A 24325-nucleotide genomic window follows, 5' to 3' on the forward strand; every position below is an offset into this window, starting at 1 on the left:
AATTTAAAATTAAATATATTCTGGAGTAAATTATATGGAATTCGCTGTTTGCATCAATAACAAAGATTATTCAGCTTCCTTAGAAGTTCGTAAAATTTATCAAGTATTACCCGACCCTCAAGCCAACAATCATCAAATGATTCGCGTCATTGATGAATCGGGGGAAGATTATTTATATCCTAGCAGTTACTTTATGGCGATCGAGTTATCAGAATCCGTCCAACAAGCACTTGCTACCTGCCTTTAAAATCAACCCAGAAACCTTCAAAAGTGGGCTAATATTTCAAACAAAAACAATTAATAATTAGGAGAAAATCCAATGGCAAACAACACCTCTTTAGAAGAACGGATGGCAGCAGTTGAAGCAGCAATTTCTGAATTGCAGAAACAAATTGCAAATCCTCAACCGACGAATTGGCTACAACAAATTACAGGGTCTTTCAAAGATGAACCTGCCTTTGACGAGGTACTCGCTTACGGACGAGCAATTCGCCAAGGTGATGAGTCTGTACTAGAAGCGCAAGACGAGGTATGAAATATTTGTTGGATACAGACCATCTGAGCGTGCTTCAGCGTCAAGCAGGGAAGGATTATAGCAACCTTTCGACACGCATGGCTCATCATCCGCTATCGGATTTTGCGGTATCAATTGTCACTTTTCACGAACAAATGCTTGGCTGTCACGCCTATATTAATCGGGAACGCAGCCTAAATGACATAGTGAAAGGATATGAGATGATGGCGCGGCTCGTTAATGACTTTAAAGTGTTACCCATCCTAGCATTTGATGCGGGTGCAGCTACAACATTCGATCAATTAAAAACAAAACGGATTCAACTAGCAAAGATGGATGCAAGAATCGCGGCAATTGCGCTATCGCGTGGATTGATTCTGTTAACCCGCAATCATCGAGATTTCGGAAAAGTGGTAGGTTTGGCAATCGAAGATTGGACAATTTGAGGCATCAAACGAAAATAATTCAATCCTGCGGAACGCTGCGTGTGAGTCGGTCATCACACCTCGGATTTTACTCCTTTCTCGATCGAAGAATATGTATTACATAGGCGGAGTGGGGGAGTGGGAGAGAAAACAAAAACAGGTAACTTGCGATCGATAATCTTACAGTGGGAAGGCAGTAGGAGAAGCTTTCTTAGACTTTAACAGTGTGTCAGATTTGGAAAGATGGTTGGAAGGGCGTATTTAGGAAGTGCTGAAGGATGAGGTAATCGCACCCCACAAGAAAAGCTATTTTCTTGTGGGGTGGGCATCTTGCCCGCCCCCATTTTCAGTTCAAAGGCAAGGAACAGATACATAAAATTTTGCTGGCCCATCGGAGGTGGCGCGAATTTTGCAAATCACGCCCATACGATCGCTACACACCATCGCAAATTCTGCCGCCGTTTTCAGGTCGCCAAACCAAACTTCCGCAACGTAGCCGGAAAAAGAGCGATCGCTTATTCTCCAGTGGCATTCTACTGCACCAGCAGCTTGTGCAAATTGACTGATGACTTCGTAAGGAAGCGCTTCTCTGCTCGCGTCTTGCATCTGAGATCGTCTTTTTTTACCATAAATCCGCCAAAAGTCCGGGCTAAAGCTCAGAACTGGTGTAAGCAGATCATTGCATCGCTGGGCAAACGGCAGATCGATCGTGCTTTTCCCTGTGAAAGTAGCGATCGTCGCTCAAAGCTTGGGCTAAATTATATTCGGTAAACTGCGGGATCGCGCACACCATTCACAGATGAAACTAAAAGTCAACAGATCCATTCCTTTTTTCCTCTGCCTTACTCTTTTGGGTTTGGTATCCTGTCGCCCGCTAGAGCAGACGCAGGCGTCAACTGCTTCACCAGAGGCAAATCAACAATCAAGCCAACAGTCAAGCGAACTGTTTGCCGTCAGACAGAACGGTAAGCTCGGCTATATCGACAAAACGGGGAAAATAGTCATCGCACCAAAATTTGATGAAGTTAGCGAATTTTCCGAAGGGCTAGCACGGGTAAAAGTTGGCGAACAGTACGGCTATATTGACCAGAGCGGCAAAATCGTCGTTGAGCCCCAGTTCGATGATGCTGATGACTTCTCCGAAGGATTAGCAGCAGTTGAAGTTGACGAAAAGTTGGGTTTTATTGACAAAACGGGAAAAATGGTCATCGCACCGCAGTTTGATGATGCCGATCAATTTTCCGAAGGACTCGCAGCTGTAATGATTGAAGACCAGTGGGGCTATATCGACAAAGCAGGAGAAACAGTCATCTCGCCTCAGTTTGACGATACGGAAAACTTCTCTCAAGGACTCGCAGGGGTAAAGCTGGGTGACAAGTGGGGCTACATCGACAAAACAGGGAAGTTTGTTTGGAATCCCACCAAATAATAGGGGCTAGGGACTAGGGGCTAGGGGCTAGAGAGAAAGAGTAAATTTCTACTTTTAACTTTTAACTTTTCACTCCCCTCTCCCTCTCCAAAAACCTCAGCCAACAGGCGGATAGAGAAACATCCAACAATCTACCCAAAGATAATTAGGAGCAAAGAGCAAGATCGGTAAAGTTCAGAAGACAGATCTGAACTAAATCCTCTTTAATATCAATGGATATTTATATTCTTGACCTGCTTGTCATTGGCTTGCTCCTGCTCATCGTCACATTAGGATCGGGTTGGATTGCCAGATTACCCCTCTCTTTTGCCCTCATCTATCTCATCGTTGGTATTCTCCTTGGCCCCTACGGGATACATTTGATTAAACTGCGGCCAGATGCGGAGTTTTTGGAACGACTAACGGAATTTGTTGTCATTGTTTCTTTATTCAGTTGCGGACTAAAAATGAATCGCCGTCTCAATTTTTGGTCTTGGAGTTCCACAGTGCGGCTGATTGGTTTTTTAATGCCAATTTCAATTTTTGCCATTGCTGCTGTCGGTCATTGGTTCCTCAAAATGGAATGGGGGCCGGCAATATTACTCGGAGCAATTCTTGCGCCAACAGATCCCGTATTGGCTTCAGAAGTGCAGCTATCTCATATAGAAGACAAAGATGAATTGCGCTTTGGTTTAACCTCGGAAGGCGGTTTGAACGATGCCCTAGCTTTTCCGTTTGTCTTTTTCGGCATTTATTGGTTGCAAAAAGGTAACAACTGGCAAAGTTGGTTTAAAGAATGGGTCGCAGTTGATTTGATTTGGGCTGTAGCGGCAGGCATAGTCATGGGAATTGCGGTAGCTAAGGCAGTTGTTTGGATTGATAAACAACTGCAAAAACACCGCCCAGTTGATGAATTAATGGAAGATTTCGTTGCCATCAGTATTATTTTGCTTACCTATTCCCTGACAGAAATTGTCAACGGTTATGGATTTTTGGCTGTTTTTGTGGCTGGAATTGTAGCGCAGCGGAGTTATCGCGATCCAAAAAAGCGACTTTCTCAGTTAGAATTCATAGAGCGAATTGAAAAACTGATGGAAGTAGGCACAATTTTGCTACTGGGTTCTCTTTTGCGGCTACCGCAAATCCAGCAGTTTGCAGGACAAGGGCTATTAGTTGCAGGATTGTTAATTTTTATCATTCGACCGATCGGCGCTTGGATCTGTACAATAGGAGAAGGTTTGCTTTCCACAACCCGTTGGCTTTACGGTTGGTTTGGCATTCGCGGTGTCGGTTCCATCTATTATCTGTGCTATGCTTTTGGCAATGGCTTAAAAAATGAATTGGGCGAGCAAATTGCTTGGATTACCTATATTACGATCGTCATTTCCGTAGTTTTGCACGGCATTAGTGCCACACCACTAATGAACTGGTACGAGGATAATATTAAGAGCCGTCGTCAGAATGTTAAACCCATAGAAACGTCTGTTGACAAGTATTGATTAATTATGGAAGAGAAGAAAGTTAAAATAGATTCTCTCCAAGCTGAAGCATTATCGCTGTATGAAGCTGGATATTTTGCAGAAGCAGAAATCAAATACAAGGAAATCTTGGATTTGGATATTAATAATGCAGAAGCGTGGCGCGGTTTAGGAACGATCTACTATGTGCAAAAGCAATATCAAGATGCACTAGAAATGCTGTATAAATCCTTAAAGCTCGATTCCTCAAATGCCATTCAATATTATAATTTAGGTTTGGTTCAAGAAAAAATAGGTTATCTTGCCAAAGCAGTTCGGTACTATGAGAAAGCGATCGCACTCAATCCCCACTACATTGAAGCGTATCATAACTTGGGCAAAGTTTTCTCGGAAATGGGCTTGCTCGAACAAGCGGAAACAACTTTTATTCGCGCCATTGCTGTTCGAGAGAACTACTATCTTAATTATCTTAATTTAGCAAATATTTTAATGATGCGACAGCAAATTAATGAAGCGATCGCATCTTATAAAACCGCACTTCAGTTAAACCCCGGCGAGCCTTTAATTTTCCATAGTCTGGCGATTGCATTCCAGGCTAAAAATGAACCCGTACAAGCATACCTTTACTTTGGTTATGCAGCTTATTATCTAGGACAATATCCAGAAGCAATTAGCCATTATCAAAACTTTCTCAAAACCAAAACGGGAGATGTTGAACTTTACATCGCGTTAGCTGACTGTTATAAACATTTGCATGAATACAAACAAGCGATCCAAACTTATCGAGAAAGTCTGCAACTTTATCCCCAGGAAATAGAGCTTTACTTGCGATTGGCAATTATCCTGCAAGATTGCGGACAAACTCAAGCAGCGATCGAACTGATCGATGATGCTTTATTATTCTTCCCTGATGATATATCTCTCAAATTAGAACAGCTGCGAATCTTACCAATTATCTATAAAGATCTAGACGAAATTGCATTTTACCGAGAGCGATTTACACAAGGTTTGGCAAATCTTATCCAGCAAACATCCCTAAAGAATTCTGAAGCAAAACAGAGCGCTTTGAAAGGCATAGGTTGGCGCACAAACTTTTATTTGCAATATCAAGGTTATAATGATCTAGAATTGCAAAAACAGTATGGGCAGTTTGTCCATACTGTGATGGCGGAAAAATATCCTCAATGGTTAAAAAAACTGCCTCTAGCGCCTCTAAATGGGGATGAAAAAATTCGCATTGGCTATATCTCTGATTGCTTTCATTGGCATACAGTTGGTATCGTATTTATGGGATGGCTGAAAAAATGCGATCGCCAGCATTTTGACATATCTTGTTACTATATTAATAGCATCACAGACGAACTAACCCAAGAGTTTCAACTATATAGCGATCGCTTTCATCATATCCCTGACAATCTAGAAGCAATCTGCCAACAAATTATCGCGGATAATTTACATATACTCGTGTTTCTAGATATTGGCATGACTCCACAAATGACGCAACTAGCAGCACTGCGTTTTGCGCCAATACAATGTGCAGCATGGGGACATCCAGTCACTACAGGTTTGCCAACAATTGATTACTTTCTTTCTAGCGATTTGATGGAACAATCAAATGCAAAAGAGCATTATTCAGAGGAACTAATTCGTTTACCTAACATTGGCATATCCTACGCTAAACCTAGCATTCCAGAACTCAGCAAAAGCCGCTTAGATTTTCATTTGCGAGAAGATGCGGTAGTATATCTATCTTGTCAATCTCTGTTTAAATATTTACCTCAGTACGATTATATTTTTGGTAAAATAGCTCAACAAGTTCCGCAAGCGCAATTTGTCTTCGTCTCCCATTTAGCACCACCGATCGTAGAACAATTTCGGCAACGATTACAGCGTGCTTTCGCAGAGTTTGACTTGGATAGCGAAAAATATTGCCTAATTTTAACCCGCCAAACACAGCTAGACTACTGGAATCTGAATTTAGTTTCAGACATTTTTCTGGATACCTTTGGATTCACTGGATTTTTGACAACGCTAGAAAGTATTGCTTGCAATTTACCAATCGTAACTTGTCCGGGTAAATTTATGCGATCGCGTCAATCCTACGGCATTTTAAAAATGCTTGGCGTCACCGAAACAATCGCTAATAATGAAGCAGAATATATCGAAATAGCCGTTAGATTGGGTTTAGATCGAGAGTGGAGACATCAAATCGTAGAGCAAATCAAACATTGCCAAAATTACCTCTACGAAGACAAAAATTGCATAGCAGCACTTGAGGCATTTTATCATAAAATAATCCAGACAAATTAATTAGAAAAAACTTAGTAGAAATAATTCACTATTTACCAACACGAACATTTTTCCACCTTTTTCGTCTATCATACAAAAGAGGGAGGATTTTACATGGATAAGCGCAGTCAACAAAAATTCATTCTGACACCTAAAATTGCCATGTTATGCCTGACAGCGATATTACCATTGCTGGGCGACATACAGGCACAATCTTCTACTAACCTAGAGATCGTCTCTCATATCGAAAAATTAAAAGATAACGATAAACTAGAGCGTTTAGAAGCTGTGAGAGAATTGCGGAAAATTGGTTCTCCAGCCATACCTGCGCTGACAGCAGCTTTGCAAGACGAGGAAAATCGAATTCGTGGCGGTGCTGCCTTTGCTTTAGGTGCAATAGGTGCAGAAGCGAAAACAGCAATTCCTCAACTAATTGCTATGTTAAAAGATCCCGACGATCGAGTTCGTTTAGATGCTGCCGTAGCGTTGCGGAGAATTGGTTCCCCAGCAGTTTCTGCACTAGCTGAAGCATTACAGGAACCCAATAATAAGCAGATTCGCATAAACGCTACCTTTGCTTTAGCAGGAATCGGTGCAGAAGCGAAACCAACCATTCCCATTTTAATAAAAATGTTGAAAGATAATGATGAAGAAATTCGCTTAAATGCAGCTATAGCTTTGCGCGGAATCGGTTCGCCTGCAATCCCCGATCTTACTAAAGCATTGCAAGATAAAAATGAGCAAGTTCGCAGAGGTGCAGCTATAGCTTTAGGAAAAATCAGTTCGCCTGATACTCATCCCTCCAGCAAAGCATTACCCAGCGAAAATCAACCAATTAGCAATCCTACTAACGTAGCGGTTTGCGTACCTCCTCCCCCTCGTCATCCTGTTTCTACTACTCCCACCCAATCTCGCATCAATCCCTCCGCTATTCGTCTAACTCCTACCCCAACTCCCAGTCCAACTGTTCGTCCAACTGTTCGTCCAACTCCTGTTAAACCTACTCCTAATCCCTGTACCCCTCGCCCTAATTCAGGCATAACTGCACCTTCAAGAAATCAATGAGGTAAACTGGCGCTTGGGCAAGGTAGCTAGTGAGTGTTGAAAGCGCGATCGCAAATATTATTAACTCAAGTTGCTAGTTATCAGATCTGGTTGTTGATTACCTCAAAACCCCCTTTTTTAAGGGGGATTTAGGGGGAGAGCGAAGGAGAGAGAATCTAATGCGGTAACTTGCCTATTTTCCTATACTGATTGGCAACTCATTAGAAACACTGCTAGTATCATAAATCCTAGTAGCAAAATTCTTCTTTACTATTTTTGAAAAATTTGCTAGCAATGGCTTAACATAAGGTTTCTGTAAGTGTTCAACTAGAGCGGCCTTATCTTTCCACTCCTCATAGTAGATAAAAGAATTCTGGGCTGTTGGTTGTTCGTAAAAACCGTAGGTGATACAACCCGGTTCATTTGGTGTAAGTTCGAGTGCTTCTTTCGCCAGCTTCAGAAACAGTTCGCGCTGTTCAGGGTAGATTTCAAATCGATTGACTACAACCAATGGCAGGTTAGTGTTAGTATTCTGCTGATTCGTTGTAGAAACTTGAGCAAAGGCTTTACTGCTGAATATTGCAGCGCTCGCAATTGCCAAACCCAGTAATACAACTGTTTTTATTACTCGTACCCGGCTAAAGAGATAAGTTTGTCGCATTTTTTCCATTTCTCTTTTTGGAGATTTTAGCTTGATTAAGCAGTAGGATATCCTAAAATCTCAGGTTCTGCCCACCGCTCGTGCGGCGACTTAAAAATATTCGCCCTACGAGCCAAGTTTGGAGTACGATCGGCGAACTTATAAGTGAAATCGCTGCCGGCTTTGCGTACAGGGGACTGAGAATTACTTATGTACGGAGCATTTCGCAAATCGATCGCCTTCACTTATTACCATGATTGCGGTAGCTCATAATTCTTTTGACTTTTGACTTACTCCCTTTTATTGGCTCCATTGTTGCAGCTTTCTAAAAATTTAGCAAGGGTAGCTTCCAACTGGGGCGAAAGTTCTAAAGGCAAAGCACCAGAACGAACGTGGAAATCGCGTTGAGGAAAAGGAATTTCAATATTGCGATCGCGCAAAATCCCATCAATCCGAAAATACAAATCGCTCTTAATAATAACCTGTTGGCGCGGTTCTTTAATCCAAACCAGCAACTCTAACTGTAAAGAATAATCGCCAAATCCCCTAAAAATCACATTCGGAGGTGGGTCGGATACCACATCAGGATAATCTTTTGTAGCATCAATCAAGGCATCGCGTACCTTACTCAAATCAGAACCGTAGGCTACACCGATAGGCAATCTCAGCCTCGTGACAAAACCGCTGTGACTCCAGTTGACAACCTCGTTTTCCAAAAATCGAGAATTAGGCACAATTATGGAAACGCGATCGAGCGTGCGAATTTCCGTACTGCGGACACTTATCCGCTCGACCGTCCCCATAAAATCACCCACATTGACAAAATCACCAACTTGAATCGGACGCTCAAAAATAATCACCAAACCGCTGACAAATTCCTTGGCAATTCCCTGCAATCCCAAACCAATTCCTACACCCAAAACACCAGCAAAAATAGTGAGAGAACTGAGGTCTAATCCCCACAGTTGCAGCAACACTACAGTACCGATGAAAATCAGCCCGTAGAAGGCGATCGTGGCGATCGCTTCTTGAGCGCCTCGATTCATCCCCGTCAAACCCAAGATGCGCGATCGCAGCACATTCTTGACGGTTCCAGTTACAATTAAAAGACCGTAAAACAGCGCAATCAGGATAATTACCTGAATAACCGAGTAAGATTTGTCTCCCAGCGGGATAATCGGCGCAGCCAGACTGTAAACAATCACATCAACTATTTTTTGGCTCCACAGGCGCGTTTGGGGAAACTGGTTGGTAATGTAGAGTAGCGCACCCAACCACACCGCTACACGCAGCAGGACAAGCGTAAACTTGAGGAACAAGTCAATACTTTGAGTTGGCGCAGCCGTTTCCGGAACAGTTTCGCGCTGGGAAATCAATCGGCGCTGCAATTTCTGCCAAATTGAGCCTAAAACAGAATTAAAGCCGATCGCTACCAGCACGCACCCAGCGGAAACCAACAAAGCTTTGCGGATATACTCAGGACGCCTTTGTTCCTGTGCTAGCTTAATGGCAACATCAATGCGATCGCGCCACCGTTGAGCCTGTTCCTCCTTCGTCATCCCATCTACTGCATCTTTCTCGGTGACAGTCAGCAAATTCAGCCCATTCACCCGAATCACAGGCAAATCTTTCACCTTTACCACCTGCACCTGCACCGCTTCGTCAGATTCCACCGCTCGATTGAGAATCCCATTGGCATAATCAGCTCGCGGTTGAGCGTCAAAACCCTCCAGCTGGCTGACTTTAAACAGCTGGCGTCCATCCAGCGCAATCGCCGCCGAGGGATTTGCTTGCGCCCAAACTGGTGTCAAGCTCAGCACACAGCCCAAAATAAAGCTGAGGACAACGATAAAGTTCGATCGTGGGTGGGCAATATTTTTCAGCCGTCCCACGAGCATCCGGAGAGATTTATTTTTCATAAAGCCAAGCAGATTCAGGCAAATCATTAGGATCGAAATTGTAGAGATGTTCACCACGGGAGCATAGCAAGTCATGGCATACGATTACGACCTTTTTGTGATAGGTGCGGGTTCCGGGGGGCTGGCGGCTTCCAAACGAGCGGCTTCCTACGGTGCTAAAGTAGCGATCGCAGAAGGGGATCTCGTCGGCGGTACCTGTGTAATTCGCGGCTGCGTTCCTAAAAAATTAATGGTATATGCCTCTAAGTTCTCGCATCTATACGAAGACGCAGTTGGCTACGGTTGGAGTAAAGTCGAACCCAGCTTTGATTGGCAAAAACTCGTTACCGCCGTCAACAATGAAGTCATGCGTCTGAATCAGCTGCATATTAACTTTTTGGCAAAAGCTGGCGTCGAGTTATTTCAAAGTCGCGCCACTTTAGTCGATTCTCATACCGTAGAAGTAAATGGACGCAAAATCACAGCCGACAAAATTTTAATTGCTGTCGGCGGCGAAGCTATCAAACCGGATTTACCTGGCGTGGAATATACCGTTACTTCTCGCGAGATGTTTCACCTTAAGGAACAACCCAAGCGTCTGTTAGTTATCGGTGCTGGCTATATCGCCGTAGAATTTGCCTGTATCATGCACGGATTGGGCTCTCAGGTAAGTGTGATGATTCGGGGCGATCGCATTTTAAAAGACTTTGATGAAGATATTAGCAGCGGCGTTAAGGATGGCATGAGCAAACACGGTATCGACTTTATTTGCAATAGCCTAGCCAAAAAATTTGAACAGACATCAGAAGGGATTAAAATCACTTATGCTGAAAAAGGCAAAGACACAGAATCCACTATAACCGCAGATGCGGTTTTATTTGCGATCGGTCGCGCACCCAATTTAGCCAGACTCGGTTTGGAAACAGCCGATGTTGAAGTTATCAACTGCGAAGATGAAGATTTGCCTAGATTGCACGGTTACAGCGTCAACTGCGCCATCCAAGTTGATGAGTACAGCCGCACCAACCAACCCAATATTTTCGCTGTCGGCGATTGCACCAACCGCATCAATTTAACACCCGTTGCTATCGGTGAAGGTCGCGCTTTTGCCGATACCGAATTTGGCAACAATCCCCGCGTTTTCAGTCACCACGAAGTCGCATCTGCCGTATTTTCCCAACCCGAAGCCGGCACAGTCGGATTGAGCGAAGCCGAAGCGCGACAAAAATATGGCGACGCCGTAAAAATATATCGCGCCCGTTTCCGTCCCATGTTCCACAGTTTGACTGGCGCTGATGAAAAAGTTACGGTCAAGTTAGTTGTTGACAGCAATACCGAGCGAGTATTGGGCGCTCATATGGTAGGCGAAAATGCCGCCGAAATTATTCAAGGCATCGCCATAGCCGTCAAAATGGGCGCTACCAAAAAAGACTTCGACGCCACAGTGGGAATTCATCCTTCTACCGCTGAAGAATTTGTCACGTTGCGATAAATATCTGAAAAATCGGGTTTCTTTGTCAGAAACCCGGTTTCTGACAAGTGCAAGCTCTGAGATTTCCTATTTAATCAATACTTGAAATGATTTCCTGCAATTCCTCTAGAGTACTCACCCTCTTGAGTCCCAGTTGAATTGTCTTCAATCGCTCCAAATCAGAAATTTGAGATATTTCCGGCATCAGCTGTACTCCCTCGCTGCCGAATTTCATCTCTAAAATTAGTTCGATTGATGACAGTCGTTCTTGGCGTATTCCTTGTTGCAAAATTTCTTGATACCACGGAGACTCGCTTAACACTGCCATATCCCACCTCATGATTTGCTGAACTAAAGCTCTTTTTTAACGCCACAAAAACCCCGACAGCTTAGAAATCTTGGGCTATACAATTCCTCTTCAGAATAGAGGGGACTTTCAATGATAAAAACCCGCCGATGCGGGTTTTGTTTGTCTTGTCGCGATTTCGATCGCTCCGATATTCTCAATGCTAATATTTAATTTTTCTAAATCTTTCAAACAGCAACACCCAAGCCATATTCTCTGAGGAATCTCCTCTCATTGTTTTTCAGCCCGGAGTTGCACTGAGATATAAAATCCAGTTCCCTATCTCCCTTGGCAATACATGAGGAAATATCAGACTTTTGGTTGGGTGTTACTGTTTTTGGATGAGACAGATGCTATATGAAACAGCGGCTTTTACCTCTTTATTACAAACGTTAACTTCGCTGTGGTATCTGTCGGAGAAGCTTGTTTGCTTCATGTTTTTAATTTAGCACGCTTTTTCAGAGAGACAAGCGAATGAAACTAAACTTTACTTTGTGTGAGGTGACTGCTGCTTAGTTTAAGAAAATAAATAAAGCGCGATCGCTACACTTGAGATTACTTCTCGGACAACAGAAGAGTTTGTTATATATTGAACGGTGTCGCTAAACTAAGAGCTATCTTCCCTACTTGACCCCTTTGTGTGGGTTAGCCCCAAGCTTTGGTCGCTACGATCGTTGGGCGAGGTGCTATCTCAATATTGCTAGATAGTCAGATGGGCGATGCAAGTGCGCGTACAGACTGCATATCGTTGCTTTATTGCCCTCCCTCTCAGGAAAGATTTATTGTTTTGAATCCACCAAGCCATGTTTGAGAACGCGCTCACTTTGGTGTTCACCGATCTAGTAAATTCTACTGCCATGAAACCCAAATTAGAAGGCAGTGACATCAGCGCACGCAACCGCGTGTATCGGGACACAATTTTGATGCCGCATCGCCACCGCGTTGAAGTCAGTGTAGAGAAATACGGTGGGCGCAAAGTTGAAACTATCGGCGACGCTTTCTTCCTCGTCTTCCCCAAACCTATTCAAGCTGTACAATGTGCGATCGCCATCCAAAATAGCCACATCACCGACCCTATTCCCACACCATTTGGAAAACTGCAAGTCACGATCGGAATGCACACGGGTAGCCCGCTTCCGGATGCCGATCGCTTCATCGGACACGAAGTAGATTATGCCGCCCGTGTCGCCGCCCTCGCCAGCGCCGAGCAAATTTTACTCTCGGAAGCCACCGCCGCACTGTTGCGCGACACCCAAATCGCTGAGTTAGCCCTGCATCCCCATCTTTGAAGTCCTCTACGGCGACAACAAAGAACCCAAACCCCTCAAAGACGGCATCAAAGCAGGGATTGACTTTTGGCGGAAAGTGTGCAGAGACAGACTAGAATCGCAAAAACGGCTCACCACCAATCCCCTCACAGCTGAAGAGGGAGTAACCTTCGATTTAGATGAAATTTACATACCCTTGGGATTGGTAGAGAGAAAACAACGCGATCGACGCAGCGGAAATATTTCTCCAGAACAAGGTTCTCAGCTATACAAACCTGTCAGCTTAGATCTGGTATCGCCGCCAAAGGAAGTAACTGCAACATTTGAAAACGATGAGTTTTTTGAGAAAGTCCTCAAACCCGGAAAAAGCAAAAAAATCGCCATAATTGGGGAACCCGGTGCGGGGAAAACTACCCTTTTACAAAAGATAGCTTTTTGGGTATTAGAAAACACCGAAGATTTACCGATTTGGGTTTCCCTAGCTGATTGGCAAGATAAAGACAAAGACCTCAAACTCGACCAATATTTACTAGAAGATTGGCTCAAAGACGCCATTCGCAAAGCGCGACTATCACCGGAAATTCAGGATGATTTTGTTGACCAATTCAATCAAGGTCGAGTTTGGTTGCTGCTAGATGGCGCAGACGAAATGGACGAGGGATCTGGGGGAATTTCGCCCCTAACATCGATCGCAAACCAGCTCTCCGGTTGGCTCGATCGCGCCCAAATTGTTTTAACCTGTAGGCAGAATGTTTGGGATAGTGGCAAAAATGCGCTCGAATCCTTCGCCACTTATCGCAACTTAGACTTTAACCGCGCTCAGGTAAAAGAATTCATCCGCCATTGGTTCCGCGATAATCCCCAGTCGGGTAAGTGCTTGATACGAGAGATCGATCGAGCGGGACGAGAGCGGATCGACGATGCAGCCAAAAATCCTCTTAGGTTGGCACTTTTATGTCATATTTGGCAATTTGGTGCTGGTGAATTGCCCAACACCAAAGCCGGACTTTACGAACAGTTTGTCGAAGGAATTTATGAATGGAAACAAGAGCGATTTCCCACAACCAAACAACAGCGACAGGCTCTTACTCAAAGCCTGGGAAAATTAGCTTTAGAAGCAATTAATGCCAAAGAATCTCGATTTAGGTTGCGGCATAGTTTTGTAGAGAAAGTGCTGGGGAACCAGTACCAACAGTTTCAATTAGCTCTCGATCTAGGTTGGCTAAATCATGTGGGAGTAACCGCAGAACATCCTCACGAAGAAGTTTACGCTTTTTTCCATCCCACTTTCCAAGAATATTTCGCGGCGCAGGCAATTCCGAATTGGCGCTATTTCCTCAACCACATTCCCCGCAACCCCAGTATGGGAGCTTACCGCATTTTTGAACCCCAGTGGCGGGAAGTAATTTTGCTTTGGTTGGGGCGGGAGGAAGTCGCAAAAGAGCAGAAAGAAGAGTTGATCGCTGCACTGTTAGAATTTGAGGACGGTTGTCAGCATTTTTATGAGTATCGCGCTTATTTTTTGGCAGCAGCAGGGATTGCCGAATTTAAAGATTGTAGCTTTGCTGATGGGATTTTGGCTCAGCTCGTTCACTGGACGTTTGCTTATGAAATAGAGAAGCAAAGATGGTGCAACTCTCTGTCAGCAATGCGGAATAAAGATAGTGCATCCAGGCATAAGTTTTCCGGTCAAAAAACTCTAACTGCTTTACTCGATCGCACTTCGCTCCTCGCCCTAGAAAAAGAAGCGAAAACAGCACTGCAAAAAACTGAACGTTCCAGAGCGATCGCCGCTTTAATTGACTTGCTGCACAACAGTCAGCAACATAAAACTATCAGGCGATCGGCCCAAATGTTGGGGCAAATTGGCGCAAGTTCTCCAGAAGCGATCGCCGCCTTAATTGAAGTGCTGCAAACTTCCAGAGATGAAGAGACTCGCAGGCGCTGTGCTAAAAGTTTAGGGCAAATTGGAGTGGGAAACCCAGATGCTATCTACGCTCTTTTGGAATTGCTACAAAATAGCGAGGATGAAGATACGCGCAACCAAGCTGCCTATAATTTAGGGCAAATCGATCCCAAAAATACACACGCGATCGCAGATCTAATTGACTTGATCCGCAATTCCGCAGATGAAGATACCCGCCGTATCGCCGCCCTTAATTTGTGGCAAATCGATGCCGGAAACGCCGAAGCTACCGATGCTCTAATTCAGTTAATACATACTTCTGGCGATGAAGACACCCGCAGATTAGCCGCCTATAATTTGGGGCTAATCGATCCGCGCAATCCGGAAGCACGCAACGCCTTAATTCAGTTAATTAATACTTCTGGAGATGAAGACACTCGCAAATTAGCCGCCCAGAATTTATGGCAAATCGAACCGGGGAATCCAGAAGCGATCGGACTTTTAATTGAGTTAATGCACGCATCTGGAGATGAAGATACTCGCAGACAAGCTGCCTACAATTTAGGGCAAATCGATTCCGGTAATTCCGCAGCTCGCGATGCTTTGATTCACCTAATCCGCACATCTGGAGATGAAGATACCCGCAGATTAGCCGCTCAAAATTTAGGGCAAATCGATCCGGGAAACCGGGAAGCGATCGCTACTTTGTGTAAGTTAATTCGCACATCTGGAGATGAAGATACCCGCAGATTAGCCGCTCAAAACTTAGGGCAAATCGATCCGGGAAATGAGGAAGCTATAACTGCTTTATCTCAGCTAGTGCGAAACAGCCACAATCAAGAAACCCGGAGAAGATCTGCAAGGAGTTTGGGATATCTCGCCCTGGGTAACGAAGAAGCTCGCGACGCTTTGACGCACCTGCTGCAAACCAGTCAGGATGAGTTTACTCGTTGGCAAGCTGCTACCAGTTTAGGGCAAATCGACCCAGGCAATCAAGATGCGATCGCTGCTTTAATCGAATTGCTCCATACTTCTGGGGATGAAGAAACTCGCGGACGAGTTGTGCATAGTTTGAGGGTAATTCTCGATGAAAATTCCTGCGGGTTGGGAGTTACTGGATTAAAGGATTTCTTGACAGAGCGCGTTTACGAAAACGATTTCGATCTGTACGGGCGTTGCTACGAAATTGTTTGGCATTGCGCTCAAAATATGACATATCCAGATTTTTATAAAGCTTGGCACAGCCAAACAAATACCGTTGCCGTCACGGAGGGTTTCGCTCTTTCAGAATTACCGGAAATTCTGGCAGAAGCTATAGAAAATCATCCGGAATTGAGTCAGGTGATTAACTTAATTTGCATCGACGGTAGCAAGTTTATCGAACCCGATAATCCCGCTTTGGAAATTTACGACCAAATGCTCGATCTCGGTTGTCCGGAAAGGGAAAACAGAGAACCGGAAACAATGCAGGAACTGAAGTTTTATTGGCATTCCTTCAGGCGATCGCTCAAACGAAACAGCAAGAAACAACCAGTTTTAGTATTTTACGAAAATCCCCAACCACCAGCACCGCAGGGATTTAGCGATATTTTCCTCACCGATTTGAGCCGATTTGATGGCGCGATTTGTGTTGTGAGCGAACAGTGTCATATTCCCTTTCAATCCTTTTCACCCAGTCAGCCCAATTTAATTGCCGATATTGTGGCGTGGATTGCTGAGAAGATTGGGGAGGATGAGAGAGTGCGATCGTTTTAACCAGAAAGAGGGTTTCTCTAAGAAACCCTCTTTTTGGGCAAAGTATTGACCTATTTCCCGCTATTTTACTCAGCCGATCTTAAGAGATTTGCCCTCTCATTTTTATCTTAATTGGTTGGTATGATTAGAAATATAGCAACAGTCAAGGCGGTTAAGGCATTCTTAATTCCAACCAACCCTCGCGCCTAATCCCTTCTTCCCCTGTAGGGGCGAAGCATTTGGGCGATAATTTTTCACTTTCACCAAAAGATTTCTCACCAAATGCTTCGCCCCTCCGACGCCCTAGCCGCTAGTCCCTAGCTATAAGTCTATGATTTACCTAAAATTATCCTATGCGATCGCCATTTCCCGGAATAAACCCTTACCTAGAAAATCCAGAATTTTGGTCAGCGGTACATAACCGTTTAATTGTAGCGATCGCAGATGACTTGGTGGATCGTTTGAGCGAGAAATATCGAGTCGAAATTGAAAAGCGAACTTATTTTAGTAGTGATGAGGAAAGTGTTTTAGTTGGTATTCCCGATGTTGCCGTAGTGACTGGGAAAAAAGCAGAACCAACATCAACTATTGCTACTTTATCATTGTCCGTTCAACCTGAAAAAGTGACAATTCCCATTGCAGAAGAAGTAAACGAGCGTTATCTCGAAATTCGTGAAATTGCTACTGGCACTGTTGTTACAGCGATCGAGATTTTGTCGCCAAAAAATAAGCGTCCAGGTGAAGGTCGCAATACTTACGAACGCAAACGAAATCAGGTTTTAGCTAGTGCTACTCATCTAGTTGAAATCGATCTGCTAAGGGGTGGCAAACCTTTTCCAATTTCTAGTAAAAATTTAGGAGATTATCGAATTCTAATTTGTCGGGGCGATCGCCGACCTACAGGGGAATTATATGCTTTTAGCTTACGACAGTCTATTCCCCCAGTACCAATTCCGCTGATGCCAGGTGAAGCAGAACCAATCCTAAATTTACAACCTTTGCTCGATCGCGTTTACCAAAAAGGGCGTTATTACTTAGCAATTGATTACACCAAACCACCCCAACCCCCACTATCCGAACAAGATACCCAGTGGATGGAAGTGTTATTAAGAGAGCAAGCATAAGAATAAACTTTCCTCAACTTTTCTCCCCATCCTCTAAACCCCATTGCGGCTGATAATCAAACAGCCATTTAAACTGTAGATCGCCCAACCAAGTAGGGGTCAGCCAATAGATCGAATCTCGCAGAAAACAACCAAACGCTGAATCTGTTTGCCCTAAGCCTCCTACCTGTCTGGAAACAGTAAAAACCTGAGCGACTCTCTTACTTCTACTTGCCTCAAATTGCCGCAAGAGCGCCGGAATATCTCCTCCTTTTTCTGCTCTAATCCTTAACAGTTTAACTAACTCAAAAGCATCTTCGATCGCCATACAACCGCCTTGACCTAAATTTGGTTGCACTGGATGAGCAGCATCTCCAATTAAAGTTACCCGACCCCGCCCCCATTGCATACCCAACGGTTCGCGATCGAAAATATCATCCCGATAAATCCCCTCTTCCGACAATGTTTCAATAATAGCTGGTATTGGCTGAGCATAAGATGAAAAAATTGCTTGCATCGCCTTCTTAGCACCACCCATCGTTCGATCGTTACCACCTGCTGGAGTGTTACTAAATCCATAAAAAGCAAACCGACCACTACCTACATCAAAGTAGCCAAAACGATTACCGCGTCCCCAAAACTCTCCCCAACTGTAACGCTGATCTAAAGGCAAATTATTTTGGGAAAACCAACCCCGCCAGCAACACATTCCACTGTAAACAGGCGCTGCTATTTTTTCATTTCCATTTAAACGCGCTCTTACTTGCGAATAAAGTCCATCCGCGCCAATCAAAACATCGCCCCAAGCTTCTCTTCCATCCGCAAACGAAACGCGAATCCCATCTGATGTTTCGGAAAAATCAGTAAAAGCTGCCTTATTTCTAACAGTTCCTTCCGGTAACGCATTGTAGAGAATGCGTTGTAATTCGGGACGCAAAATGCAAATACCCAAATCTTCCAGTTTCACAAATTCGGGCGCATTAATATATAGAGGCTTTGCCTGTTTGCTGAAAAACCCACCTGAGAGAATCTTAGCTCCTTGTTGATATAACTGCTTTTGAATTTTTCCTTGCCACAGCAATTCGTAAACGCGCATGGCATTCCGTTGAATGAAAATGCCTCCTGGCCCAGATAACATGGAATCAAGGTCGCGCTTTTCGTAGAGTTCTACCTGCATTCCCGCGTCAAGAAAAGCACGCGCACAAGTTAGTCCTCCAATTCCACCACCGATGATAATTGCCTTTAACGCCATAGCTTTTTCCTTGGTGACGCTATTTTACTGAGCGATCGCACTTTATCATTATCCAAAATACTCAAACTCCGCAATGTATTTCTGGTGCGTTACGCTGTCGCGCTTCGCACCCTACTGAGTTAGCACTGACGATGAACCTTTCGCCGACTACCCCAGTCTAAACAAAACGAACAAAGCCATTGAGGGAGAACGAGAGGTGTATCTTGTCCCAGGGGTAAATGTGCAAGACAGCCAGCTGTCAGATTCCTACCTAGCCGAACAAAGCATACTGGGCGACCAGCAGCGTTTTCGGCAACTATATCATCGCTATCATCAAAAAGTCAGGTCAACGCTGTATCAACTTTGTGGCCCTTCAATCCTCGACGACTTGGTGCAAGAAGTATTTTTACGGGCGTGGAAAGGATTGCCCCAACTGCGACAGACATCTCAATTTTCCACTTGGCTATATCGTATCTGTTGGAACGTAGCCTGTGACCAACGACGAAAATATGCCCAGCAGCGCACATTCGATTCCAAACTAAACACAAAAAGCTCAGACCAAGTACCCGCGCCCGACCTGATGCAGCTGCATTATCAAGATTTAGTACAGCGCGGATTAGCTCAACTCAGTTTAGAGCATCGCGCCGTCATCGTCCTGCACGATCTCGAAGAAGTCCCTCAAAAAGAAGTTGCTGAAATATTGGGTATTCCGGTGGGAACTGTCAAATCTCGCCTATTTAATGCCCGTGCTGCCATGCGGCAATTTCTCCAGCAACAAGGAGTTCAGCTATGAAAAAACTTCCCGCAGATGATGATAAAGAATTAATAGAATTCATCAAAGCTAACCGTCCGGATGTTCCCCCAGCAGCACCAGATTTAGAAGAACGGATTTGGCAAGAGTTGGATTCCGAACCTGCATTAAATTTAAACCGATTCTGTCAACACCACCCGGCTAAATGTAAGCGGTTGTGGTTAGTTACTCCTGCTATTGCTGCCGGAGTAATGTTAGTTTGGGCAAGCGATCCACTGCGATGGCGCGGTAATATCTTACCCTCTGCGTTTTCTTTCGGAATAAGAGACGATCGCACTTCAATAACCACCATCCCAAATAATGAAGAAATAGTCAGCGTCGAAATATTTTTACAAAATAACTGGAATGGTTTAGTCAGAACTATACCCCTGCCAAAAAATATCAAAAATATATCAGTCGAACAATCCCAATTCACGAATGCCAAATCTCAGGATGGCAGTAAAAAAAATCTTCGCCAACCAGCCAGAAAATAATCTCATCATGTTGCTAAGTGCGCTTTTGGGGCAGCTTTAACCTTGTGTAAATGCAGAGCGATTCATGAATTTGCTATACTAGATAATAGTGTTTTAGCAAAGTGGCTGCCCAAATCCTGATTTCGTTAACCCAACTAAAAGAAACCGGATTTTTTCGCTTCGTCAATCTGTTTCCCAATGCCCAAATCCTCCTACATTTACCTACATGGCTTTGCTTCGGGTCCCCAATCTGCCAAAGCCATTGATTTACTCGATCGCTTCTCCGCCTTGCAAATACCCCTGAAAACACCCGATCTCAATCAAGGCGACTTTTCCCACCTCACTATGTCCCGACAACTCCATCAAGTCGCCGCCGAATTTCCACCCCCACCCACACCAGTAACTCTCATCGGTTCCAGTTTTGGCGGTTTGGCCTCTGCTTGGTTGGGACAGCAGCAGCTACAATGTGAAAAACTGGTACTCTTAGCCCCAGCTTTTCAATTTCTCTCTCATTGGTTGCCCAAATTAGGTGAAGAAACTTTACAGCGCTGGCAGACAGAAGGATACTTGTCGGTGTATCATTACCGAGAAAAGCGATCGCTCCCCCTCAGCTACCAATTTGTCCGAGACGCCAATCAGTATCGCGAGGAACAATTGCAGCGCCCCATTCCCACCCTGATACTGCACGGCATTTACGACGAAACCATCCCTATTCAAGCATCGCGATACTTTGCCGCTTCTCGTCCTTGGGTCAAACTGATCGAACTCGACAGCGACCACTCCCTCGCCAACGTCCTCCCCGAAATTTGGCAACAAATACAAGCATTTTGCCACCTCTAAAAATAGAATCTACCAATTGCCAATTTGAAAAAGTGGATTTAAGATAAAAATTCAATCTAAAATCTAAAATCTAAAATCTAAAATTATCATTGCTATGCTCCCCTTCATTCGCTCAGACCTAGCCCAACTCACCGCCTACACACCGCATCCCGGTGGTGAATCCGGCGAAGCAGTCAAATCTGACATAGCGATCGATCGTCTCGATACCAACGAATGTCCCTTCGATTTGCCAACAGAGTTAAAAGAAAAACTCAGTTGGACTTTTCAGCAAGTCATGGAGAGCAACCGCTATCCCGATGGCGGTCATACAGCATTAAAGCAAGCGATCGCGGATTACGTCAACGAATCTGCCAATCTGTACGCGCAATCGCAAGCGATCGCCCCTAACTTTACCAGTTCAAATATATCCGTAGGCAACGGTTCCGACGAACTCATTCGCTCCATTCTCATCGCCACCTGCCTGCGCGGAGAAGGGTCTATCCTGGTTGCCAATCCTACCTTCTCTATGTATGGTATTCTGGCAGAAACCTTGGGTATTCCAGTAGTAAAGGTAAGTCGCAACGAAACTAATTTTGCAATCGATTTAGCAGCAGCACAAAACGCGATCGAACAAACACAAAATCCCCCCATCCGCGTAGTATTTGTCGTTCATCCTAACTCCCCCACCGCCAACCCATTAACCGCAAAAGAGTTAGATTGGTTGCGAAATTTGCCAGAGCAAATCCTCGTAGTAATTGACGAAGCTTATTTTGAATTTAGTCAAACAACAATTGTCGGTGAATTGCCACAACATCCCAATTGGATAGTGCTGCGAACTTTCTCAAAAGCGTTTCGATTGGCAGCACATCGAGTTGGTTATGCTGTCGCTCATCCCAAATTAATAGCCGCCCTAGAAAAAGTTCGCTTGCCATATAACCTGCCCAGCTTCACCCAAGCTGCCGCTTTAGTCGCCCTGAAACACAGACAAATTTTACTGGCATCGATCGGTCAAATTTTAAGCGATCGAGAGGAATTAATTAATAGCTTAGCCCAGCATCCCGCCTTAAAAGTTTGGCCGAGTGCCGCTAACTTTATCTACTTGCGTCTTACCAAGACTGAAGATAATTCTACACCAGACAAATTGAAAGTTTTGGTGCAGCAACTCAAAGCCCAAGGCACTTTAGTTCGTCACATCAGCGGCGGATTGAGAATTACTGTAGGCAGCACCGATGAGAATCAGCGAACTCTCCAACGGTTAGCAGCTGCACTCCACAGTTAATCGCCACATTCCCCACCCTCCACACTTATGTAGATACTCCTTAGTTGAGGTGGCGAAACATCAACTAAAAATTTAAAATTTCAAATCTGAGATCTGAAATTTTCAGTAATTTTTAATCCTTTTGTCGCGCCAATGCCATCGTCTGAGGCAAAACGCCAACCAAAGAGCCCAGCACATCATCCGGCAATTGCGCCACCATTTCCGCATCAAAAAAAGCTTCAAACTGAAGCAACAACTTTTCCGCACGCTCTAGCGGATCTCGCTTATCAGCTAACTGTTTTGTGAGCATAATCCACTGTCGTCGAGTCTTATAAGCAGTCTGTCGCGCCTCATAGGAATCTGGCACAACTAAAGAAAAATTTCCCACAGGAATAGCCCGCTGGCAATCATTATCAAATGTGCCACCAACAGCAGATCCCGGCCCAGCAAACTCTGCATGGTAAGATTTGTAAAGGATCAGCCCATTACGCTTGTTCCTATTCACTACTAACAGTTCACCGCTGTGCAATTGTGCCACAATTTCCGACTTGTTACGATCCTCATTTTCATGTTTCATATCGCGTTATTTCTGAAAAATTATTTGTCAAAAATTAGTAGTAAGTAGTAAGTAAAATTAACGAATAACTACTTGCTACTTACTATTAACCTACACCAAGCGCTTATGCAACAACAAACGCCTCGGTCGCCCCAGCAGCAAAGAACTCCAACTCGAATCGACTTGGTGTAAGCGATAACCTAACTTGAAATAAAGTCGCCGTGCTTGATGATTATTTTCTAATACGTGAAGGTAGACATCGTGAAAACCCCATCCCAGAGCGATTCGTTCGCAAGTAAGCAACAATTGTTGAGCCGCTCCCTGCCGGCGACATTCGGTTCGTACTGCCAAATTGGATACATAAGGGTACTGCGGCAAACCGATCGGCAACCAAGGATGAGTTGAGCGCAAGGCCATTTCTACCGTTCCTGCCAAATAATCGCAGTCGCTGGGGCGAGTCGTCACAGGTTCTACCGCTACAAGACAAATGTAACGAGGAGAAGTTGATTGCAGCCTAGTACGTAAATCTTCGTAAATCCCCAGACGCAACAATGGATAAATCCAGCCACCGATACCGACACGAGAATGAAAGCTATCAGCAAGGATTTCTGCAAGAGCAGTCAAATCCCTAGCTTTAGCTGCACGGATGAGAAAGTGGTTCAAGCTCGCTAATTCGGCCCTTTGCCGTATGCTAGCGTCTGTTTCGCCTGCGGTTGGCGAAACAAAGTTATTTTCCTGGCAGTGTTTTGAGGACGAGAACAAGGGTTTCACAACTGTTTACTATTTGACACTCGTCACGGCGGATGCCGGGTATTCTAAATTTAACCAGACAATTGCCAAGACCGACCTCAAGCTAAGAAGTGCAAGCATCCTTCTCTGACTGCATTAGGATTGTGAGAGAGGGTGTATAAACCTTATTACGGGCAAAGCATTTGTAACGAAAAATTTGGATTGGCAGCCAAAGGCTATCTATACAAAAGTTTCGCCCACACTGGTTTGTCAGGCCGCAACGAAACCTAGCTTAAGAGCGTGTCTTGGTTAGCAATGCTAAACTGGTATTTCTCTTACAGCCTAACGCTAGTGTGTGCCAACCGTCCTACCTTCAAAGCTGCTGGCACGATAAATGTCATCTACTTTGTTTTACGCTGAAAAGTTAAATCCAGTGCTAAGTCAGTCAACCTTTAAAAATTGTTACCAAGGGCTCTGTTGGCTTCTCGGTTTAAGCCAAAAAATTAGCGTTGCAAATTTTTACACCAGATCCCTTCCTCCTAAGCGAGGAACACAGATAAGAAATTTTACTCACACAAAGGAACTCGGAAATGAACTTTCATTGCAATGGCCCAAAAGGGAGGCAGCGTCGATCGCCTGCCAAACTTTATACAGGCCCAAAGGCAGCTGCAATATCAAAAGCTCGTTTTGCTGGTTGACCTTGCCGCTATATGGAATCGATCCTACGCCTGGGGACAAAGTTGCCACAACCGCTCTTAGGGCTGAAAATTTTAATACAGCGGCTCTTGGTAAAGGGCAGAAGTACTTTAGCCTGCTTTCCAACCGCTCCCATTTCAACAGTTTACCATTTGCCTGTGTTTGGCGTTTTTTGCATCTGCGTTTGGCGAAACAAACCATCGATTTTACTGGGCTTTGGTAGTCTGATGAGACGGTTTTTCCTCCAAG

Annotated in this window: 23 protein-coding genes and 2 pseudogenes; 17 read left to right on the top strand and 8 right to left on the bottom strand. The window is 44.4% G+C overall.

Annotated elements, in window-relative coordinates; genetic code table 11:
• The first annotated feature begins 34 nt into the window (after positions 1–34).
• The 4 genes and pseudogenes from H6G03_RS06615 to H6G03_RS39445 all read left to right on the top strand — a co-directional run.
• Positions 35–247: a hypothetical protein gene (locus H6G03_RS06615; RefSeq protein WP_190463301.1), complete on the top strand. Its 213-nt coding sequence runs from the start codon at positions 35–37 to the stop codon at positions 245–247.
• Positions 248–319: 72 nt separating this feature from the next.
• Entirely contained in the window at positions 320–535 is a 216-nt protein-coding gene (locus tag H6G03_RS06620) for a hypothetical protein (protein ID WP_190463303.1), read from the top strand.
• On the top strand, positions 532–960 hold the full coding sequence (locus H6G03_RS06625) for a type II toxin-antitoxin system VapC family toxin (RefSeq protein ID WP_190463304.1): 429 nt from the start codon (positions 532–534) through the stop codon (positions 958–960). The genes H6G03_RS06620 and H6G03_RS06625 overlap by 4 nt, the downstream gene beginning before the upstream one ends.
• 172 nt (positions 961–1132) lie before the next feature.
• Positions 1133–1204: pseudogene (locus H6G03_RS39445) on the top strand (DUF4351 domain-containing protein); the annotation flags it as partial.
• Between the two features lie 86 nt (positions 1205–1290).
• Here the strand turns inward: H6G03_RS39445 and H6G03_RS06630 are convergent.
• Positions 1291–1545, bottom strand: coding sequence for a hypothetical protein (locus H6G03_RS06630; protein ID WP_190463306.1), 255 nt, complete (start codon positions 1543–1545; stop codon positions 1291–1293).
• Between the two features lie 193 nt (positions 1546–1738).
• Between H6G03_RS06630 and H6G03_RS06635 the strand changes: the two genes are divergently transcribed.
• The 4 genes from H6G03_RS06635 (at position 1739) to H6G03_RS06650 (ending at position 7179) form a co-directional block, all read left to right on the top strand.
• The gene (locus H6G03_RS06635) at positions 1739–2368 is read left to right on the top strand and encodes a WG repeat-containing protein (protein ID WP_190463308.1); all 630 of its coding nucleotides are present in this window, start codon (positions 1739–1741) and stop codon (positions 2366–2368) included.
• Between the two features lie 212 nt (positions 2369–2580).
• Positions 2581–3846 carry a cation:proton antiporter gene (locus tag H6G03_RS06640; protein ID WP_190463310.1) on the top strand — a complete coding sequence of 422 codons (1266 nt, stop codon included), beginning with the start codon at positions 2581–2583 and terminating at the stop codon, positions 3844–3846.
• Positions 3847–3852: 6 nt separating this feature from the next.
• Complete coding sequence (locus H6G03_RS06645) at positions 3853–6135, top strand: tetratricopeptide repeat protein (RefSeq protein WP_190463313.1); 2283 nt, start codon at positions 3853–3855, stop codon at positions 6133–6135.
• Positions 6136–6228: 93 nt separating this feature from the next.
• Complete coding sequence (locus H6G03_RS06650) at positions 6229–7179, top strand: HEAT repeat domain-containing protein (protein WP_190463315.1); 951 nt, start codon at positions 6229–6231, stop codon at positions 7177–7179.
• A 172-nt stretch (positions 7180–7351) separates the two neighbouring features.
• Here H6G03_RS06650 and H6G03_RS06655 read toward each other — a convergent pair whose 3' ends face one another.
• From H6G03_RS06655 to H6G03_RS06665, 3 genes are read right to left on the bottom strand one after another with little or no spacing between them, the layout of a single operon-like run.
• Positions 7352–7828, bottom strand: a complete 477-nt coding sequence (locus tag H6G03_RS06655; protein ID WP_190463317.1) for a putative quinol monooxygenase — start codon at positions 7826–7828, stop codon at positions 7352–7354.
• A gap of 26 nt (positions 7829–7854) precedes the next feature.
• Positions 7855–8043 carry a hypothetical protein gene (locus tag H6G03_RS06660; RefSeq protein WP_190463319.1) on the bottom strand — a complete coding sequence of 63 codons (189 nt, stop codon included), beginning with the start codon at positions 8041–8043 and terminating at the stop codon, positions 7855–7857.
• Positions 8044–8088: 45 nt separating this feature from the next.
• The gene (locus tag H6G03_RS06665; protein ID WP_190463321.1) at positions 8089–9717 is read right to left on the bottom strand and encodes a mechanosensitive ion channel family protein; all 1629 of its coding nucleotides are present in this window, start codon (positions 9715–9717) and stop codon (positions 8089–8091) included.
• Between the two features lie 73 nt (positions 9718–9790).
• Here H6G03_RS06665 and gor point away from each other — a divergent pair, with 73 nt between their 5' ends.
• Positions 9791–11188 carry a glutathione-disulfide reductase gene (gene gor, locus H6G03_RS06670; RefSeq protein ID WP_190463323.1) on the top strand — a complete coding sequence of 466 codons (1398 nt, stop codon included), beginning with the start codon at positions 9791–9793 and terminating at the stop codon, positions 11186–11188.
• Between the two features lie 70 nt (positions 11189–11258).
• Here the strand turns inward: gor and H6G03_RS06675 are convergent.
• Positions 11259–11525, bottom strand: a pseudogene (locus tag H6G03_RS06675) (hypothetical protein); the annotation flags it as partial.
• 791 nt (positions 11526–12316) lie between these two features.
• On the opposite strand from H6G03_RS06675, the gene H6G03_RS06680 reads away from it, so the two are divergent.
• From H6G03_RS06680 to H6G03_RS06690, 3 genes are all read left to right on the top strand, one after another.
• The gene (locus tag H6G03_RS06680; RefSeq protein ID WP_190463327.1) at positions 12317–12802 is read left to right on the top strand and encodes an adenylate/guanylate cyclase domain-containing protein; all 486 of its coding nucleotides are present in this window, start codon (positions 12317–12319) and stop codon (positions 12800–12802) included.
• A gap of 76 nt (positions 12803–12878) precedes the next feature.
• On the top strand, positions 12879–16442 hold the full coding sequence (locus H6G03_RS06685) for a HEAT repeat domain-containing protein (protein WP_190463329.1): 3564 nt from the start codon (positions 12879–12881) through the stop codon (positions 16440–16442).
• Between the two features lie 332 nt (positions 16443–16774).
• Positions 16775–17545, top strand: a complete 771-nt coding sequence (locus H6G03_RS06690) for a DUF4058 family protein (RefSeq protein WP_190463331.1) — start codon at positions 16775–16777, stop codon at positions 17543–17545.
• A gap of 13 nt (positions 17546–17558) precedes the next feature.
• On the opposite strand, the gene H6G03_RS06695 is transcribed toward H6G03_RS06690, so the two are convergent.
• A complete protein-coding gene (locus H6G03_RS06695; protein ID WP_190463332.1) occupies positions 17559–18776 on the bottom strand; it encodes an FAD-dependent monooxygenase in 1218 nt (405 codons plus the stop codon).
• Positions 18777–18972: 196 nt separating this feature from the next.
• Here H6G03_RS06695 and H6G03_RS06700 point away from each other — a divergent pair, with 196 nt between their 5' ends.
• From H6G03_RS06700 to H6G03_RS06715, 4 genes are all read left to right on the top strand, one after another.
• Positions 18973–19548 carry a sigma-70 family RNA polymerase sigma factor gene (locus H6G03_RS06700; protein ID WP_322111864.1) on the top strand — a complete coding sequence of 192 codons (576 nt, stop codon included), beginning with the start codon at positions 18973–18975 and terminating at the stop codon, positions 19546–19548.
• Entirely contained in the window at positions 19545–20039 is a 495-nt protein-coding gene (locus H6G03_RS06705; protein ID WP_190463335.1) for a hypothetical protein, read from the top strand. Before H6G03_RS06700 ends, H6G03_RS06705 begins: the two co-directional genes overlap by 4 nt.
• A gap of 177 nt (positions 20040–20216) precedes the next feature.
• Positions 20217–20858, top strand: a complete 642-nt coding sequence (locus tag H6G03_RS06710) for a YqiA/YcfP family alpha/beta fold hydrolase (protein WP_190463337.1) — start codon at positions 20217–20219, stop codon at positions 20856–20858.
• Between the two features lie 94 nt (positions 20859–20952).
• On the top strand, positions 20953–22116 hold the full coding sequence (locus tag H6G03_RS06715; protein ID WP_190463339.1) for a histidinol-phosphate transaminase: 1164 nt from the start codon (positions 20953–20955) through the stop codon (positions 22114–22116).
• A gap of 112 nt (positions 22117–22228) precedes the next feature.
• On the opposite strand, the gene H6G03_RS06720 is transcribed toward H6G03_RS06715, so the two are convergent.
• Positions 22229–22672, bottom strand: coding sequence for a hypothetical protein (locus tag H6G03_RS06720; protein WP_190463341.1), 444 nt, complete (start codon positions 22670–22672; stop codon positions 22229–22231).
• Positions 22673–22762: 90 nt separating this feature from the next.
• Positions 22763–23422, bottom strand: a complete 660-nt coding sequence (locus tag H6G03_RS06725) for a GNAT family N-acetyltransferase (RefSeq protein ID WP_322111865.1) — start codon at positions 23420–23422, stop codon at positions 22763–22765.
• A gap of 364 nt (positions 23423–23786) precedes the next feature.
• Between H6G03_RS06725 and H6G03_RS06730 the strand changes: the two genes are divergently transcribed.
• The gene (locus H6G03_RS06730; protein ID WP_190463343.1) at positions 23787–24299 is read left to right on the top strand and encodes a hypothetical protein; all 513 of its coding nucleotides are present in this window, start codon (positions 23787–23789) and stop codon (positions 24297–24299) included.
• Positions 24300–24325 lie beyond the last annotated feature (26 nt).

This window comes from Aerosakkonema funiforme FACHB-1375 (assembly GCF_014696265.1).
GTDB lineage: Bacteria > Cyanobacteriota > Cyanobacteriia > Cyanobacteriales > Aerosakkonemataceae > Aerosakkonema > Aerosakkonema funiforme_A.